Source organism: Leeia sp. (genome assembly GCF_041909055.1).
Taxonomy (GTDB): Bacteria; Pseudomonadota; Gammaproteobacteria; order Burkholderiales; family Leeiaceae; genus Leeia; species Leeia aquatica.
The window spans coordinates 321,895-338,724 of sequence record NZ_JAYREC010000001.1 but is presented as its reverse complement, the minus strand read 5'-3'; the positions used below and the strand labels follow the sequence as shown (position 1 = coordinate 338,724).

Genomic DNA, 16,830 nt, shown 5'->3' with positions numbered 1-16,830 from the left:
GCTGCAATGCACATGCCCGGCCAAGGCCGGGCATGTGGGGGGTCTTGCTACCGTGCTTACTCGACCTTGGTGTGCTTGTGGATGTCGTCCAGCAGTTGCTCAATGCGCTTCTGCTTCAGCCGGGCTTCCAGCTGTGGGCGGAAATCCTGCAGGGTTGGGGTACGGGCAGCGCTGATGTCTTCCATCAGCACCACATGGTAGCCATACTGGGTTTTCAGGGGCTTGTCGTACACCTTGCCCTTGGGCAGCTTGCTCAGTGCAGCCATGCCGTCCTTGCCAAACAACTCGGCAAACGCTTCCGGCTGATTCACCAGTAGCCCGCCGCTCTTGGCCTCCGGTGCCCTGGAATACAGCTTGGCCAGCTCGGCAAAGTTGGCACCCTTGCGCAGCCTTTGCAGCAGATCGCCCGCATCCTTGGCGTTATCCACCATGATGTGGCGCAGCTTCCATTGGGCCGGCATGCTGGACATCATTTTGGCGAGCGCAGGCTTCTGCGCGTTGTACTCCGCTTGCAGTGACTTCTGGTCAATGGTCAGCGTGGCGATATAGTTGCGCAGATAGGCATCGGACAGCTGCATGCGCTCGACCAGTACCAGTTGCTGCTGGAGGTCAGCCTGCTTGTCCAGCTGGGCGGCTTGCGCACGCTGGGCCAGTACCACCGACAGGATCAGGCGTTCGCGGACTTGCTTGCGCAAAGCCGGGCTGTCTTCCTGACCGCTTTCGATCATTTGCTGCAACGTGGCATTGAACAGCGACTCGGACACGGTATAACCGTTAACCTTCAGGGTTTCTGCCTGCAGAGCGGTAAAGCCGCCCAGTGACAGGGCCAAGGCCAGTGCGAGCTTGCGCATTCGTGTTGTTCTCCCTTGCAAGCAAGGCGCAGCCCCATCGCCGGGGCGCGCCCCGCCTGTTGTATTACTCGACCTTGGCCGATTTCTTGACTTCATCCAGCAGGTTCTGCAGTTGCTGCTGTTGCAGCTGCTGTTGCAGTTGCGGTTTGACTTCTTCCAGCGTCGGTGCCTTGGCGGCCTGGATGTCTTCCACCAGGATCAGGTGGAAGCCGTACTGGGTCTTGACCGGCTCCTGGCTGTACTGGCCTTTTTTCAGTTTGACCAGCGCGTCGGCAAACGGCTTGACGTAGTTGCCCGGTGCCGCATAGTCCAGCAGACCGCCGTTTTGAGCGCTACCGGTATCAATGGAATTCTTCTTGGCCAGCTCGGCAAAGTTGCCGCCCTTTTTCAGTTCAGCCAGCAGGCTCTTGGCGGTTTTCTCATCCTTCACCAGAATGTGGCGAGCCTTGTATTGCGCGCCTGCAGCGGCTGCCTCCTTGTCCAGATCCGGCTTGATCTTGTCGTACTCGGCCTTGAGCACGGCATCCGACACCGGGTTCTTGGCCATGTAGTCGGTGACATAGGCATTGGCCAGCAGGTTCAGGCGGGTCAGTTCCACCTGGGTCTGGTAGTTGGCATCCTTGTCCAGGCCAGCGGCTGCGCCGCGCTGGGCCATGGCTTCTACCAGGATCAGGTTGTCCTTCACTTGTGCGCGCAATTCCGGGGTGTCAGGCTGGCCACGCTTGACCATTTCCTTGACCATGGCTTCCATCCGGGCTTCCGGCACCATGACGCCATTGACCTTGAAACCGGCGGCGTGCGCCAAGGTGGCGACACCAGCGGCCAGGGCCAGTGCCAGAACAGTTTTACGCATGAGCTTGCTCTCCATCTAACAAATCCAGAATGTTTTCCGCACCCGATACGGGGGTGTAACCGTCAGGACAAACCGCCCTTATAACTCATCCGGGGCATAGGCTGCAATGCTGAGGGCATGAATGGTACCCGGGATCAGATCACTGAACTGGGCGAGTACCAACCGATGTCGAGCCAGCCGGCTCTGCCCGCGAAACGACTCTGACACCACGGTGAGCCAATAGTGCCCGCCACCGGTATTGCCGGCATGGCCGATGTGCTCACCACTTTCATCCACCAGCTCGACATGGCTGGGCTGCAGCGGCGCCAGTCGCTCGGCAAACAGGGCCTCGATATCGCTCAAGGCAGAACTTTCTTGAACGGACGTACTTCAGTACGGGCAAATACCCCCTCGGTGACATAGGGGTCGGCTGCAAGCCAGGCTTCGGCTTCTGTCAGACTGGGGAATTCGGCCACGATCAGGCTGCCACTGAATCCGGCAGGGCCGGGGTCGGGGCTGTCGATCGCCGGGCAGGGGCCGGCGAGAACCAAACGCCCCGCATCCCGCAGCGCCTCCAGTCGCGCCAGGTGGGCAGGTCGAACTTGCAGGCGGGTGGCGAGGGCATCGGGGCGGTCTTCGCCAAACAGGCAATACAACATGGTGTTACTCCGCAGAAGGAGGGGTATCCGTTTGATCCGGCAAGTAGCGGGACAGGACCATGCCTTGCACGATGACAAACAGCAACATCAGCCCCATGCCACCGAACAGCTTGAAATTGACCCAAATCGATTCGCTGAACCGGTAGGCCACCAGCAGGTTGAGCGCGCCCATGAACACAAAGAAGGCGGCCCAGGCCCGGTTCAGCTTCAGCCAGACCGGCTCCGGCAGTGTCATTTGTTGTTCAAGCACCTTGCGGATCAGGTTCTTGCGCCAGATGGCCTGACTGAGTAGCAAGGCCAGCGCAAACCCCCAGTACAGCAAGGTTGGCTTCCACATGATGAAGGCTTGATTGTGGAAATAGAGGGTGGCACTGCCCATGATGGTGACCAGTGCCGTGCTGAACCACAGCATGGGTTCTACCGGCTTGTGGCGGGCTTTCAGCCAGATGATCTGCGCAACCGATGCCGCAATGGTGACACCGGTTGCCAGAAAGATGTTCCCGCTGCTCAGCTTGTAGCTGACAAAGAACAGGATGACGGGGAACAGATCAAACAACAGCTTCATGTACGACTCTCAATTACAAGGTCCACGGTTCGGCGATGGCTTCCAGCTCCCAGTGCCGCATGGCCAGATGCTGCTGCATGGCGCTGGACCAGGCGGCCGAGGCTTCCGGCAGCGCAATGCCGTAGCTGCGGAATCGCCACACCACCGGAGCAAACATGGCGTCCGCCGCGCTGAATTCGCCAAATAGCCAAGGGCCGGATGCCGCGTAGCGGGCGCGGCAGTCTTCCCAGATGGCGATGATGCGCTGGATTTCAAGCTGTACCGCCTCGCTGAATACCGGCTGCGGGAGACGGCTGCGTACATCCATCGGCATGCTGCCACGTACCCCGGCAAAGCCGGAATGCATCTCGGCACTGATGGCACGGGCATGCGCCCGGATGGCACGGTCGCGCGGCCAGATGGCGTGACCGGGGTGACGGTCCGCCAGGTACTCGATAATGGCCAGCGAGTCCCACACTTTCAGGGCATCATCCTGCAACAGCGGCACTTTGCCGTTGGGGGAGTTTGCCTTGAGGAGCGCGGTGCCTTCCGGCGTGTACAGCGGCCACAGCACTTCCTCGAAAGGAATGTCAAAGTGGCGAAGCACCAGCCAGGGGCGCAGCGACCACGACGAATAGTTTTTGTTGCCAATGTACAGGGTCAGCACGAGCTTCTCCGGGCTTTAGATACCGCGCAGCAGTTCGTTGATGCCGACCTTGCTGCGGGTCTTGGCATCCACTTTCTTGACGATCACGGCACAATACAGGCTGTACTTGCCATCGCTTGAGGGCAGATTACCGCTCACTACCACCGAGCCAGCCGGGATACGGCCGTAACTCACTTCACCGGTTTCGCGGTCATAGATACGGGTGGACTGGCCGATGTAAACGCCCATCGAGATCACCGAACCTTCTTCCACGATCACCCCTTCCACCACTTCGGAGCGGGCGCCAATAAAGCAGTTGTCCTCGATGATGGTCGGGTTGGCCTGCAGCGGCTCCAGCACGCCACCGATACCCACCCCGCCGGACAGATGTACATTCTTGCCGATCTGGGCGCAGCTGCCTACCGTAGCCCAGGTGTCCACCATGGTGCCTTCATCCACATAAGCACCGATGTTGACGTAAGACGGCATCAGCACCACATTGCGGGCAATGAAAGCACCTTTTCGCGCGACGGCAGGTGGCACCACGCGGTAGCCGCCTTGCTGGAAATCATGGGTCGAGAAGTCGGCAAACTTGGTATCAACCTTGTCGAAATAGCGGTTGTAGCCGTCAGCCAGCACTTCATTGTCACGAATGCGGAAAGAGAGCAGCACCGCTTTCTTCAGCCATTGGTGCGTATGCCAGTCGCCATTGATTTTCTCGGCCACCCGCAAGGTACCACGGTCCAGCTCACCCACCACCTGGCCAATCGCGGCTTTCAGGTCAGCAGGCGTGGTGGACGGGGTCAGGTTGGCGCGGTCTTCAAAGGCAGATTCGATCAGCGCTTGCAGCGGATGTTCGTGGGCAGGCGTGATGCGGACTTCAACAGACATGACAACTCCTGTGGCGTGGCAATCAAGAAAATGGGGCCATGAATGGCATAATCTGCCACGATAGCGCATTGCCCAAAGAAAGCAATCCGGTCAAACCCCGTCGGCGCGGCAGATCAAGCGGAAATTATACGGGGCCGGCGCTGGGCTGGGCGATTTTTGTTACAACTGTATCCAAGACCTGGGAGTAGAAGATTGGTTCATGCAGCTACAGGCCGTTGGTTGGCCACACCGGGCCTGTTGTTGGCCTCAATGACCTGGGGCTTGATGTGGTATCCCTACCGCTGGCTGGCAGGCTTGCAGATTGGCGCCGATCTGGCGCAAATGGCCAACTATGTGGTGGCCTGCTGCCTGGGCGGCCTGCTGGTGTTTGGCGTGATGCGCCGTCCCTGGAGTACGAGCTGGGCGGTGTGGATACTGGGGCTCAGTGCGGGCTGGGCCAATATCGGCTACGTGTTTGCGGTGATCAAGGGCGAGGTGGTACGCATCACCCTGCTGTTTTATCTGGCACCGCTGTGGACCTTGCTGATGGATCGCTGGCTGCTAGGTGCACGGTTCAGCCGCAGCGGCTGGCTGGTCTTCCTGCTGTCCATGGCGGGGGCGGTAACCATCCTGTGGCGGCCCGAGCTGGGCATACCGTGGCCACGTGACCGCTACGAGTGGATTGCGCTATCCGGTGGCATCTGCTTTGCGCTCAACAATGTGCTGGCCCGGCAAGCACGCGAGGTGGATCTGGCGGTTCGGGCCTTCTCGATCTGGCTGGGTTGCCTGGCCGTGTCCGTGGTCGCGCTGTTGCTGCTACAGACTGACCTGACACCGCTGAGGCAGGCTTCCGCTTCGGCCTGGATGGTTCTGGTGGGCATGGGGCTGATGCTGGTGCTGGCGAGCCTGGGCATGCAGATGGGCCTGCAACACTTTGGCGCCACCCAGGCGGTGGTGATCATGCTGTTTGAGCTGGTGGTGGCGACCTTCAGCGCCAGCCTGCTCACCGATGAAACCTTGCTGCCCAGCGAATGGGCCGGAGCGGCCATGATTGCGCTGGCCACCCTGTTTTCCGGTCACATGTCTGAGCAGAAAGCGGCTGCGCCTGTAGTGTGAAGTGGCTTGCCGGACTGAAGGTAGGCAAGTGGGCGAGGTGATAGTCAGGCAGGTGTGGCGGCGTTGTCTGTTACAAAGCATGGATGGCATCACCATGTCAACACGGGGGCATCGTCATGTTGATGGGCCCGGAGGTCAAAGTGCACTTTCGTGGATGCATGTGATCATGGACTCAATGATGGCTGAAGCATTTGATCCGTATGCCGCAATTGAAGCAGCGGAATGTACAACAGACCTGCAGGAACGGGCCCGGCTGCTGGATGCTGCGATAATGCACCTGACCTCAAAAGGGGATCTGGCGTCTGCAGAGGTGCAGTATGTAATAGGCTACGCCTGGTATCAGCATCCTGCTGAGTGTGCTTTGCGTGACGAGAAAGTGCAGTCGCATTTGACCGAAGCGTTACGCATCAATCCACACCAAAAATTCGCTCAGCTTTATTTGGCGCATTACCATTTCGACAAGAAAAATTTCCCGGTGGCGTTAAAGCTTTTGCAGGGCTTTGAGCCCATGGAGTTCAGCAGGGTGGGCCAAGCGTGGAGAGATGCAAAAAATGCTGAGATGATTTTATGCTGCGGTCTGTACCTGTCTGACCATGAGTGCACTAGCACTGCGTTGGTCCAGTTATGTGAAGCACTCACGCGCCTTGAGCCAGGAACGAACCCCGACCCGAGTGAGTTGGCTGTCGCCCTGCACGTACTGACGAAGTCTGCTCAAGAATCGCGCTAGAGTTGCCCTGCGCTTGGAGGCATTGCACAAAGGGCAAGCGGACTCTTGGCTAAAAGCGTGCAGGCAAGGGACTGCTGTTACACCGCGACTACCCAATCCTCCCTGAACACCTCATTATCCTGCTCTCCTCGCCAGTTCGGGTAGCCACGCGGGTTGCAGACAATGCGGGTGCCGTTGTGGGTGTAGTCTCGGCTGTTATGGGTGTGGCCGTGTATCCACAGCTGGGCTTGGCCAGTCAGTGCGGTCAGGTCGCTGGCATAGGCTGCGCTGAGGAGATCGCGGTGGTGAGCTTCTGGCACGCTGTCGCGGTGCGGGGCATGGTGGGTGACAACGACGGTGGGGCCGGAAAACGGCTGTGCCAGTTCCGCTTGTAACCAGCGGCGGCTACGAACATGAGTGGTCAATACATCGGCGGGCTGCAGCTTGCGCTTGCCGTCTGCAGTGCGGATGGAGATCTGCCCGTAGTCATTCATCTGCTGCTCGGCTTCCTGCATGGCACCCAGCTGGGTGTAGGGGCCAAACAGAGCGAAGTCGGTCCACAGGGTGCAGCCCAGAAAGCGCACGCCGTCCAGCACGACGGACTGATTTTCCAGTAAGTGGACATGGGCAGGGCAGCACGCCCGCATCTGCTCCCAGGTGGCCTCCACGCTGCTGCCGTAGAATTCATGGTTGCCCAGCACGTAGACGACCGGGATATCCGGGAATTGCTGCTCAATCCAGCGCAGCACCTTGCCCCCCGCCCCAATATCCCCTGCCAGCACCACCACATCCGCTTGATGAGGGCGCAAGTGTACCGGGCCAAACTCGGTATGCAGGTCGGAGAAAAACTGGATGCGCATGCGGACTGTCTGCGGTGTAGGTCAGACTGGCCATTATAGGCATGGTAATCGCGTGGTGGGGAGAGACTGGTGCCCGGAGCCGGAATCGAACCGGCACAACCTTTCGGTCGAGGGATTTTAAGTCCCTTGTGTCTACCAGTTTCACCATCCGGGCGGCGAGGGCAGGCGGCTGTACAGGCCTGCGAGGCAGAGGGCGGATTGTAGCAGAGGCGGGCGGGGGCGTCATCTGGCGGTGAGCCTCTTATAATGAGGGTTTGAGCATGTCGTCCGCAGCATGCTTTGTGTCGCAAACGTGCAGCCGGTTTTGCAGTGGCTGCTTTCAAATGAGGCACGCTGCGGGGGCTGGCGTGAAGCTGCTCGTAAACTGGAAAGGAAGTGCTTGTGGATGCGATTTTGCGGAGTTACATCGGGGGGCGTTATGTGGAGAGTGCCAACCCGGTACTGTCTGATAACCTGAATCCGGCAACGGGCGAGCTGCTGTGCCGCGTCGAGAAGGCGGGCGATGCCGAGGTGGCTCTGGCGTTGCAAACCGCCAAGCAAGGTTTTGCCGAATGGTCGGCCATGACGGGTACCGAGCGTGGCCGCATCCTCAACAAGGCGGCACGCCTGCTGCGCGAGCGCAATCAGGAGCTGGCCGAGCTGGAAGTGCGCGACAATGGCAAGCCGATTCAGGAAGCGATTGCGGTGGATGTGCTCTCGGGTGCCGATTGCGTGGAATACTTTGCTGGCCTGGCCGCTAGCCTGCATGGCCATCACCATCAGCTGAAAAACGCGTTTGCCTATACCCGTCGCGAGCCGCTGGGGGTGTGCCTGGGCATTGGCGCGTGGAATTACCCGATCCAGATTGCCTGCTGGAAATCAGCCCCGGCGCTGGCGGCAGGCAATGCCATGATCTACAAACCGGCGAGCCTGACGCCGATGTCCGCCGCCAAGCTGGCGGAAATCTACTCCGAGGCGGGGGTGCCGGACGGGGTGTTCAACGTGATGCAGGGTACGTCGGACGTGGCACGCAAACTGATTGCCAGCCCGGACATCGCCAAGGTATCGCTCACCGGTTCGGTGGAAACCGGCAAGGCCATCATGGCGGATGCGGCGCGCACGCTGAAGCGGGTCACCATGGAGCTGGGCGGCAAGTCGCCGCTGATCATTTTCCCGGATGCAGACCTGCGACAAGCGGTGTCCGCTGCCATGCTGGCCAATTTCTATACCCAGGGCGAGATTTGCACCAACGGTACCCGGGTGTTTGTACATGAGGACATTCGCGAGGCTTTCCTCGCCCAGCTGGTGGAGCGCACCCGCAAGCTGAAGATTGGTGACCCGATGCACCCGGATACGCAAGTGGGCGCGCTGATTTCGCGCCAGCATGCCGATTCGGTGCTGAACTGGGTTGAACGTGGCCAGCAGGAGGGCGCCTCGCTGCTGATCGGGGGGCGTCGGGTCGAGGTGGCCGGTTGCCCCGGTGGCACCTTTGTGGAGCCCGCCGTGTTTGCCGATTGCCGCGACGACATGAGCATTGTGCGCGAGGAAATCTTCGGGCCGGTGATGTCGGTGCTCAGTTTCCGTGACGAAGCCGAGGTGATTGCCCGGGCCAACGATACCCGCATGGCGCTGGCTGGTGGCGTGTTCACCCGTGACCTGGCGCGGGCACATCGGGTGATCGGCCAGCTGCAGGCCGGGGTGTGCTGGATCAACAACTACAACATCACCCCGGTTGAAGTACCGTTTGGCGGCTTCAAGGAATCCGGTATCGGCCACGAAAACGGGCTGGTGGCGATGGACTATTACACCCAGCTCAAGACGGTGTACGTCGAAATGGGTGAAGTGTACTGCCCCTACGAGTGAGCTGCGCAGCAGGTTCCGAGAAACGCAGGCCAGGGGCGGCTGATTGAATGACAGGGGGAAACATGGGCAAGGGGTTTGACTACATCATCGTCGGCGCAGGCTCGGCTGGCTGTGTGCTGGCCAACCGGTTGACCGAGGATGCCGATGTACGCGTGCTGCTGCTGGAAGCCGGCCCGCGTGATTACAGCATCTTCATTCACATGCCGTCGGCCTTTGCCTGGCCGCTGAAGGATGACAAGTACAACTGGTACTACGAGTCCGAACCCGAGCCGTGGATGGACAACCGCCGCATGTACTGCCCGCGCGGGCGCGTGCTGGGCGGTTCCTCCTCGATCAACGGCATGGTCTATATCCGTGGTCATGCCTTTGACTATGACGGCTGGGCCAAGCGGCCCGGCCTGGAACACTGGTCTTACGCCCACTGCCTGCCGTATTTCCGCAAGGCCGAAACCCGGCAAAAGGGCGGCGACGCTTACCGGGGTGACAGTGGTCCGCTCAACGTCAGTACCGGGCCGTGTACCAATCCGTTGTACAACGCCTTCATCGAGGCGGGCAAGCAGGCAGGTTACCCCTATACGGCAGACATGAACGGCTACCAGCAGGAAGGGCTGGGACCGATGGACATGACCGTGCACAAAGGCCGTCGCTGGAGCACCGCCATGGCCTACCTGCGGCCTGCACTCAAGCAGCGCCCGCAGCAGTTGCAGGTGGAATCACGAGCACTGGTGACGCGTATCCTGTTTGACGGCAAGCGTGCCATTGGCGTGGAGTACAGCCAGGGCGGCACACTGCATCGCGTTCACGCCGAGCGTGAGGTGATCCTCAGCGGTGGCGCCATCAATTCGCCGCAAACGTTGCTGCTGTCCGGCGTCGGCCCGGCAGAGGACTTGAAAAAGCTGGGTATTCCGGTGGTGCACGACCTGCCGGGCGTGGGCAACAACCTGCAGGACCACATCGAAGCCTATGTGCAGTACGCCTGCAAACAACCCATCACCCTGTACAGCGCGCAGAATCCGCTGGCCATGCTGAAGATTGGCGTGCAATGGCTGCTGACCGGTGGCGGCCTCGGCGGCACCAACCACTTTGAATCAGGTGGCTTCATCCGTTCTGAGCCTGGCGTGCTGCATCCGGACCTGCAGTATCACTTCTTGCCGATGGCGGTGAGTTATGATGGCAAGAGCGCGGCCACCCAGCATGGCTATCAGGCCCACATCGGCCCGATGCGCCCGACCAGCCGTGGCTATGTGAAGCTGAAGACGGCAGACCCGCGTGACAAGCCGCGCATCCTGTTCAACTACATGCAGACTGAACAGGACCGCAAGGAAATGCGCAACGGCATCCGCCTGACCCGCGAGATCATGGCTCAGCGCGCGTTTGACCCCTTCCGCAGCGAAGAGCTGGCCCCCGGCAAAGCCGCGCAAACCGACGATGAGATCGACGCCTTCGTGCGGGAAAAAGCCGAGAGCGCGCTGCACCCCTCCTGCACCTGCGCGATGGGTAACGACGAAATGGCGGTGGTGGACGGCTACGGCCGAGTGCACGGCCTGCAAAACCTGCGGGTGGTGGACGCCTCCATCATGCCGGACGTGGTCAGCGGCAACCTCAACGCCCCCACCATCATGATGGCCGAGAAAATGGCCGACCTGATCCGCGGCCGCACCCCACTCCCCGCCAGCGACGCCCCGGTGTGGGTCCACCCCCACTGGCAGACGCAGCAGCGCTGAGTTTGCGGTAGTCTGCGTGTTTAGCCTGCCACGGCCCTAGGGTCTGGCAGGCTTTTTCGTTTTACATGTCGATATTTGGCCTGCCTTAAGGCAAAAGACGGCAATCTCTTTGATCCATTCATGATTGGAGTCTGCTGATGTCAGCGGTTAATCTTGCTGCCTTGTTTGCCGGCTGTACCGCACCGTGGCAACCGGTGCTGGCAGCGCGTTACAACGGGCTGGAAGTGATGGTGGGCAAGGGGGAGGGTTCGTATCCTTGGCATAAGCACGAGCATACTGATGATCTGTTTTTGGTGCTGAAGGGTCGGCTGGTGCTGGAGATGCGTGATCAGCAGGTTGCGCTGGAAGCAGGGGACCTGTACGTGATTCCGCGCGGGGTGGAACATCGTCCGGTGGTAGCCGAGGGCGAGGAAGCGTATTTCCTGCTGATGGAGCCGCCGCTGACGGCGGAACAAGGCACCACAGCCATTTGACGCGGGTGAACCGGAGACGGATGGCGGCGTATGGGGCTGCTGCAGTGATGCGCCGGGGTAAACCCGGCGAGCCACGCACACAGGGGAGGGATCATGTACACCGTTCTCCGTCAGCATTGGTTCTGGCCCGGCGTATTGTTGCTGCTGGCGCTGGAGTGGTGGGCAATACGTAGCGGCCCGGTGGACCGCTGGCTGGAGCTGGCGGTACTGGTGGACCTGATGTTGCTGCTGCCGCTCGCGTATTACGCTTGCTATCACCCCAAAGGGCGCTTGGGGGGCTTGCGGCTGGCCGCGTGGAGTATGCTGGGCTTCTGGCTGGCCTTCCTGCTGATACCGGCGGCCGAGCGGGACTTGCTGCGCGCCTTGACCCCGGCGGGGGTGGTCGGGGAGCTGCTGTTCATCGTGCTGGAGGTCGGCCTGTTTGTGGTAGAGCTGACGTTGCTGCTAGGGCTCTACAGGCTGCTGTTCCGCCAGCCCGATGAGCAGGCTGCGCGCCAGACACTGCAGCAGTATGATTTGCCGCCGGGGCTGGCCAAGCTGCTGTGGCTGGAAGTCCGTCTCTGGAAGGGGCTGCTGCGCCGCGTGCGGCAGCTCGCCACCTGGCTCCGCCCGCGCTGATCCGGTTTGCAACGACCAGCCGAGCGACCTGCTGCGGTGTGAGCGGACTGCACTTTGGCTGCCCTTAAGCCTACAATGTGAGCATTCGCGCGGCATGTCTGATTTGCGCCAGCGTTTGTCGGCCACAGTCAACTTCTGTACCGTGCGCAATGCCACAGTGCAGCATGATGCTGCCATAGCGGCAGCTTTCTCATTCCTTGCAGGATGACACATGAACGAGCAACAACAGCAGGTCGTGGCAGAGCTGCTGGCGATCTGGCAACATCAGCCGGGCGCCTTGCTGCCATTACTGCATGCCATTCAGGATGCACTGGGCTGGGTACCCGAGGATGTGGTGCCGCAGCTGTCGCAGGCACTCAATCTGAGCCGTGCCGAGGTGGTCGGGGTGATCAGCTTCTACCATGATTTCCGCACCCAGCCGCCTGCGGCACACCGCTTGCGGGTGTGCATGGCGGAATCCTGTCAGGTGGCGGGGGCTGAGGCACTGTCAGCGCTTGCCGGGCAGCAACTGGGTACCCGCGAAGGCGAAACGGCGGACGGACAATGGCAGGTGCGCCCGGTGTATTGTCTGGGGGCATGCGCCTGTTCACCGGCATTGCAACTGGACGGGCAATTGCATGTGCAGGTGACAGCAGAGCGGCTGACACAACTGCTGGCAAGCAGTCGGGAGGGTGTATGAGCGCACTCACCCTGTACCTGCCACAGGATTCTGTGGTGGTCGCGATGGGCGCAGATGCGGTGGCGGACGCCCTGCAGGTTGCGGCTGCGACGCGTGGTGTTGCACTGGAGCTGCGGCGTACCAGTTCGCGTGGGCTGTTCTGGCTGGAGCCCTTGCTGGAAGTGGAGGTGGCTGGCGTACGGCACGGCTTGGCTGCGGTGCAGGCTGCAGACGCGGATAGTGTGTTGACCGCGCTGCTGGCAGCGGGCGCGCCTACGCACCCCAAGGCCATCGGCCCGGTGGCAGAGATCCCCCAGCTCAAACGGCAGCAGCGGCAGATTTTTGCCCGTGCGGGCCTCACCCGCCCTGTGTCGCTGGACGATTACCAAACCCATGGTGGTGGCCGTGGTCTACAACGCGCTCGTACCCTGAGCGCGGCTGCGGTGGTGGAAGAGGTGCTGCAATCCGGCCTGCGCGGGCGGGGTGGTGCGGCCTTCCCGGCGGGCATCAAGTGGCGCACCGTGCAGCAGGCGCAGTCGGCCAGCAAGTATGTGGTCTGCAATGCCGACGAAGGCGACTCCGGCACCTTTGCCGACCGCATGGTGATGGAAGGTGATCCGCTACTGCTGATCGAGGGTATGAAGATCGCGGCACTGGCGGTGGGTGCCACGCAGGGCTACATCTACGTCCGCTCTGAGTACCCGCAGGCGGTGGCGACCTTGCGCGCAGCGATTGCCGCCGCAGAAGCCGCTGGCTGGCTGGGAGAGAACGCCAGCGGGCAGACCTTCCACCTGGAAGTGCGGGTCGGGGCCGGTGCCTATATCTGTGGCGAAGAAACCGCCATGCTGGAGTCGATCGAAGGCAAGCGGGGCACGGTACGGGCCAAGCCGCCGATCCCGGCGCTGGCCGGCCTGTTTGGTCAGCCGACCCTGGTGCACAATGTCCTGAGCTTTGCAGCGGTGCCGGGTATTCTGGCCGATGGTGCAGCCTCATACCAGGCGATGGGCATGGGCCGCTCACGTGGCACCCTGCCGTTTCAGCTGGCAGGCAATGTGCGCTTTGGCGGTTTGTATGAGTTGGCTTTTGGGCCGACGCTGCATGAGCTGGTCAACGAGCTGGGCGGGGGGACCCGCAGCGGTCGCCCGGTCAAGGCCGCGCAGGTGGGCGGTCCGCTGGGGGCGTGGGTGCCGCTCAGCGATTTTGACCTGCCGCTGGATTATGAGGCCTTTGCCGCACGGCAAGCCATGCTGGGGCACGGTGGCGTGGTGGTGGCGGACGATAGCGTCAACCTCGGCCAGATGGCCCGCTTTGCCATGGCCTTCTGTGCCGAAGAATCCTGTGGCAAGTGCACACCCTGTCGTATTGGCTCGACCCGTGGCGTGGAAGTGATCGACCGTATCCTGCACAAGCAGGATACCCACGCCAATGTGGCCTTGTTGCATGACCTGTGCGACACCTTGCTGCACGGCTCGCTGTGCGCACTGGGCGGGATGACCCCGTACCCGGTGCAGAGCGCCTTGCGCCATTTCCCGCAGGATTTCGGCCTGACGCCGGAGGAGGCTCAGCCATGACTTCAAAGTTTGAAACCGATTTCGGCACCCCGGCGGTGCAGTCCGACCAGCAGGTGACGCTGACCATCGACGGCCAGGCGATTACCGTACCAGCAGGCACCTCCATCATGCGGGCGGCCAGCGAGGCGGGCGGCAGCATCCCCAAGCTGTGTGCGACCGACAGCCTGCAGTCGTTTGGCTCCTGCCGCATGTGTCTGGTGGAGATCGAGGGGCGGCGCGGCTACCCGGCTTCCTGTACCACGCCGGTCGAGGCCGGTATGGTGGTGCGCACGCAGAGCGACAAACTGGCGGACCTGCGGCGTGGGGTGATGGAGCTGTACATTTCCGATCACCCGCTGGATTGCCTCACCTGTGCGTCTAACGGCAACTGCGAGCTGCAGGACGTGGCCGGTCAGGTTGGTCTGCGCGAAGTGCGCTACGGGCTGGACGGCGCCAACCACCTGCAGGACCAGAAAGACACCTCCAACCCCTACTTTGATTACGACCCGGCCAAGTGCATTGTCTGCAACCGCTGCGTGCGGGCTTGCGAAGAAGTGCAGGGCACCTTTGCGCTGACCATTGAGGGGCGCGGGTTTGAATCGCGGGTGGCGGCTGCGGGCGGCAAGGATTTTCTCGATTCCGAGTGCGTCTCCTGCGGGGCCTGTGTACAAGCCTGCCCGACTGCAACGCTGACCGAGAAGAGCGTGATCCAGTGGGGCCAGCCGGAGCGCTCGGTAACCACCACCTGCGCCTATTGCGGCGTAGGCTGCTCCTTCCGTGCCGAAATGAAGGGCAACAAGGTGGTGCGCATGGTGCCGGCCAAGGAAGGCCCGGCCAACCGCGGCCATGCCTGCGTCAAGGGCCGGTTTGCCTGGGGCTATGCCACTCACCCGGACCGCATCACCAAGCCGATGATCCGCAAGAAGATCACCGACCCGTGGCAGGAAGTGAGCTGGGAGGAGGCGCTGCAGTACGCTGCTTCCGAATTCCGCCGCCTGCAGACACAGTACGGGCGGGATGCCATTGGCGGCATTACCTCCAGCCGTTGCACCAACGAAGAAACCTACCTGGTGCAAAAGCTGATCCGTGCGGCCTTTGGCAACAATAACGTCGATACCTGCGCCCGTGTGTGCCATTCCCCCACCGGTTATGGTCTGAAGCAGACGCTGGGTGAATCGGCGGGCACCCAGAATTTCGACTCGGTGATGCACACCGACGTGGTGATCGTGATCGGTGCCAACCCGACCGACGGCCATCCGGTATTTGCCTCGCGGCTGAAGCGCCGCCTGCGGCAAGGGGCCAAGCTGATCGTGATCGACCCGCGCCGGATTGATCTGGTGGATTCACCCCACGCCCGCGCGGTACATCATTTGCCGCTGCGCCCCGGCACCAATGTGGCGATGCTCAATGCCTTGGCGCACGTCATCGTCAGCGAAAACCTGCTGGCGGAATCCTTCATTGCCGAGCGTTGCGACGATGCAGCATTCAGCAAGTGGCGTGATTTTGTGGCCCAGGCCGAGTGCTCACCGGAAGTGATGGAAGCGGTAACCGGCGTCCCGGCGGCAGACGTGCGTGCCGCCGCCCGGCTGTACGCCACGGAAGGCAATGGTGCCATCTATTACGGGCTGGGGGTGACTGAGCACAGCCAAGGCTCGACCGCGGTGATGGCGATTGCCAACCTGGCGATGGCCACCGGCAATATCGGGCGCGAGGGCGTGGGCGTGAACCCGTTGCGCGGGCAGAACAATGTGCAGGGCTCCTGCGATATGGGCTCCTTCCCGCACGAGCTGCCGGGTTACCGCCATGTATCGGACGATGCCACCCGCAATCTGTTTGAATCTGCCTGGGGCGTGTCGCTGCAAAATGAACCCGGCCTGCGCATCCCGAACATGTTTGAAGCCGCGCTGGATGGCAGCTTCAAGGGCCTGTACTGCCAGGGCGAGGACATCGCGCAGAGCGACCCGAATACCCAGCACGTCGCGGCTGCGCTCTCGGCCATGGAATGCGTGGTGGTGCAGGACATCTTCCTCAATGAAACCGCGCAGTACGCCCATGTGTTCCTGCCCGGCAGCTCCTTCCTTGAGAAGGACGGCACCTTCACCAATGCGGAGCGGCGCATCTCCCGCGTGCGCAAGGTGATGCCACCGCTGGCTGGCAAGGCGGACTGGGAAGTGACCATTGCCCTGGCCGAGGCGCTGGGTTACCGCATGGATTACCGCCATCCGTCCGAGATCATGGACGAGATCGCCCGGCTGACGCCCACTTTCCACGGCGTGTCCTACGCCCGGCTGGAAGAGAAGGGCTCGCTGCAGTGGCCGTGCAATGACGACGCCCCGGATGGCACGCCAACCATGCACCTGAACCAGTTCGTGCGTGGCAAGGGCCGCTTCATGCTCACCCGCTACGTGGCGACCGACGAGAAGGTCAACAGCCGCTTTCCGCTGTTGCTGACCACCGGGCGTATCCTCAGCCAGTACAACGTCGGCGCGCAGACGCGGCGCACCGCCAATGTGGCCTGGCACGATGAAGACCGGCTGGAGCTGCACCCGAGCGATGCCGAGGACCGCGGCATTGCCGAGGGTGACTGGGTGGGCATCCACAGCCGCGCCGGGGAAACCGTGCTGCGTGCCACGCTCACCGAGCGGGTGCAGCCGGGGGTGGTGTACACCACCTTCCATTTCCCGGAATCCGGCGCCAACGTCATCACCACCGATAACTCCGATTGGGCCACCAACTGCCCGGAATACAAGGTCACGGCGGTGCAGGTGGTGAAAGTCACCCAACCGTCGGAATGGCAGCAGCGCCACCGCAGCTTTACCCAGCAGCAGCAGGCGCTGCTGAAAGGGCGGCGCAAGGTGGTCACCGAGCCTGGGCGCTGATG

General features: G+C 61.8%; 17 protein-coding genes and 1 tRNA gene. 9 read left to right on the top strand and 9 right to left on the bottom strand.

Translation table 11 applies throughout. The annotated features are described in order from the left end of the window. Window positions 1-56 precede the first annotated feature (56 nt). From ACE3O2_RS02070 to dapD, 7 genes are all read right to left on the bottom strand, one after another. Complete coding sequence (locus tag ACE3O2_RS02070; RefSeq protein ID WP_374334624.1) at window positions 57-851, bottom strand: peptidylprolyl isomerase; 795 nt, start codon at window positions 849-851, stop codon at window positions 57-59. Window positions 852-915: 64 nt separating this feature from the next. Next, window positions 916-1,704, bottom strand: coding sequence for a peptidylprolyl isomerase (locus ACE3O2_RS02065; RefSeq protein WP_374334623.1), 789 nt, complete (start codon window positions 1,702-1,704; stop codon window positions 916-918). Window positions 1,705-1,782: 78 nt separating this feature from the next. After that, window positions 1,783-2,046 (bottom strand): BolA family protein, encoded by a 264-nt coding sequence (locus ACE3O2_RS02060; protein ID WP_374334622.1) that lies wholly within the window; start codon window positions 2,044-2,046, stop codon window positions 1,783-1,785. After that, window positions 2,043-2,342: a YciI family protein gene (locus ACE3O2_RS02055; protein ID WP_374334621.1), complete on the bottom strand. Its 300-nt coding sequence runs from the start codon at window positions 2,340-2,342 to the stop codon at window positions 2,043-2,045. The genes ACE3O2_RS02060 and ACE3O2_RS02055 overlap by 4 nt, the downstream gene beginning before the upstream one ends. Before the next feature lie 4 nt (window positions 2,343-2,346). Continuing rightward, window positions 2,347-2,907: a septation protein A gene (locus tag ACE3O2_RS02050; protein ID WP_168876216.1), complete on the bottom strand. Its 561-nt coding sequence runs from the start codon at window positions 2,905-2,907 to the stop codon at window positions 2,347-2,349. 13 nt (window positions 2,908-2,920) lie between these two features. After that, window positions 2,921-3,553, bottom strand: coding sequence for a glutathione S-transferase family protein (locus ACE3O2_RS02045; protein ID WP_374334620.1), 633 nt, complete (start codon window positions 3,551-3,553; stop codon window positions 2,921-2,923). A 15-nt stretch (window positions 3,554-3,568) separates the two neighbouring features. Continuing rightward, entirely contained in the window at window positions 3,569-4,423 is an 855-nt protein-coding gene (gene dapD / locus ACE3O2_RS02040; protein ID WP_374334619.1) for a 2,3,4,5-tetrahydropyridine-2,6-dicarboxylate N-succinyltransferase, read from the bottom strand. A 264-nt stretch (window positions 4,424-4,687) separates the two neighbouring features. Here dapD and ACE3O2_RS02035 point away from each other — a divergent pair, with 264 nt between their 5' ends. Both ACE3O2_RS02035 and ACE3O2_RS02030 read left to right on the top strand, forming a co-directional pair. Next, window positions 4,688-5,518 carry a DMT family transporter gene (locus ACE3O2_RS02035; RefSeq protein WP_374335507.1) on the top strand — a complete coding sequence of 277 codons (831 nt, stop codon included), beginning with the start codon at window positions 4,688-4,690 and terminating at the stop codon, window positions 5,516-5,518. Between the two features lie 79 nt (window positions 5,519-5,597). After that, window positions 5,598-6,245, top strand: coding sequence for a hypothetical protein (locus tag ACE3O2_RS02030; RefSeq protein ID WP_374334618.1), 648 nt, complete (start codon window positions 5,598-5,600; stop codon window positions 6,243-6,245). A 77-nt stretch (window positions 6,246-6,322) separates the two neighbouring features. Here ACE3O2_RS02030 and ACE3O2_RS02025 read toward each other — a convergent pair whose 3' ends face one another. After that, window positions 6,323-7,084, bottom strand: a complete 762-nt coding sequence (locus ACE3O2_RS02025) for a metallophosphoesterase (RefSeq protein ID WP_374334617.1) — start codon at window positions 7,082-7,084, stop codon at window positions 6,323-6,325. A gap of 67 nt (window positions 7,085-7,151) precedes the next feature. Next, window positions 7,152-7,238, bottom strand: a tRNA-Leu gene (locus ACE3O2_RS02020). Window positions 7,239-7,465: 227 nt separating this feature from the next. Between ACE3O2_RS02020 and betB the strand changes: the two genes are divergently transcribed. From betB to fdhF, 7 genes are all read left to right on the top strand, one after another. After that, a complete protein-coding gene (gene betB, locus ACE3O2_RS02015; RefSeq protein WP_374334616.1) occupies window positions 7,466-8,926 on the top strand; it encodes a betaine-aldehyde dehydrogenase in 1,461 nt (486 codons plus the stop codon). 62 nt (window positions 8,927-8,988) lie between these two features. Then, window positions 8,989-10,650, top strand: coding sequence for a choline dehydrogenase (gene betA / locus ACE3O2_RS02010; RefSeq protein ID WP_374334615.1), 1,662 nt, complete (start codon window positions 8,989-8,991; stop codon window positions 10,648-10,650). A 137-nt stretch (window positions 10,651-10,787) separates the two neighbouring features. After that, the gene (locus tag ACE3O2_RS02005; protein WP_374334614.1) at window positions 10,788-11,123 is read left to right on the top strand and encodes a cupin domain-containing protein; all 336 of its coding nucleotides are present in this window, start codon (window positions 10,788-10,790) and stop codon (window positions 11,121-11,123) included. Window positions 11,124-11,216: 93 nt separating this feature from the next. Then, on the top strand, window positions 11,217-11,741 hold the full coding sequence (locus ACE3O2_RS02000; RefSeq protein ID WP_374334613.1) for a hypothetical protein: 525 nt from the start codon (window positions 11,217-11,219) through the stop codon (window positions 11,739-11,741). Window positions 11,742-11,952: 211 nt separating this feature from the next. Then, a complete protein-coding gene (locus ACE3O2_RS01995) occupies window positions 11,953-12,420 on the top strand; it encodes an NAD(P)H-dependent oxidoreductase subunit E (protein WP_374334612.1) in 468 nt (155 codons plus the stop codon). Continuing rightward, window positions 12,417-13,970 (top strand): NADH-ubiquinone oxidoreductase-F iron-sulfur binding region domain-containing protein, encoded by a 1,554-nt coding sequence (locus ACE3O2_RS01990; protein WP_374334611.1) that lies wholly within the window; start codon window positions 12,417-12,419, stop codon window positions 13,968-13,970. Before ACE3O2_RS01995 ends, ACE3O2_RS01990 begins: the two co-directional genes overlap by 4 nt. Then, complete coding sequence (fdhF, locus tag ACE3O2_RS01985) at window positions 13,967-16,828, top strand: formate dehydrogenase subunit alpha (protein WP_374334610.1); 2,862 nt, start codon at window positions 13,967-13,969, stop codon at window positions 16,826-16,828. Before ACE3O2_RS01990 ends, fdhF begins: the two co-directional genes overlap by 4 nt. The last annotated feature ends 2 nt before the right edge of the window (window positions 16,829-16,830 follow it).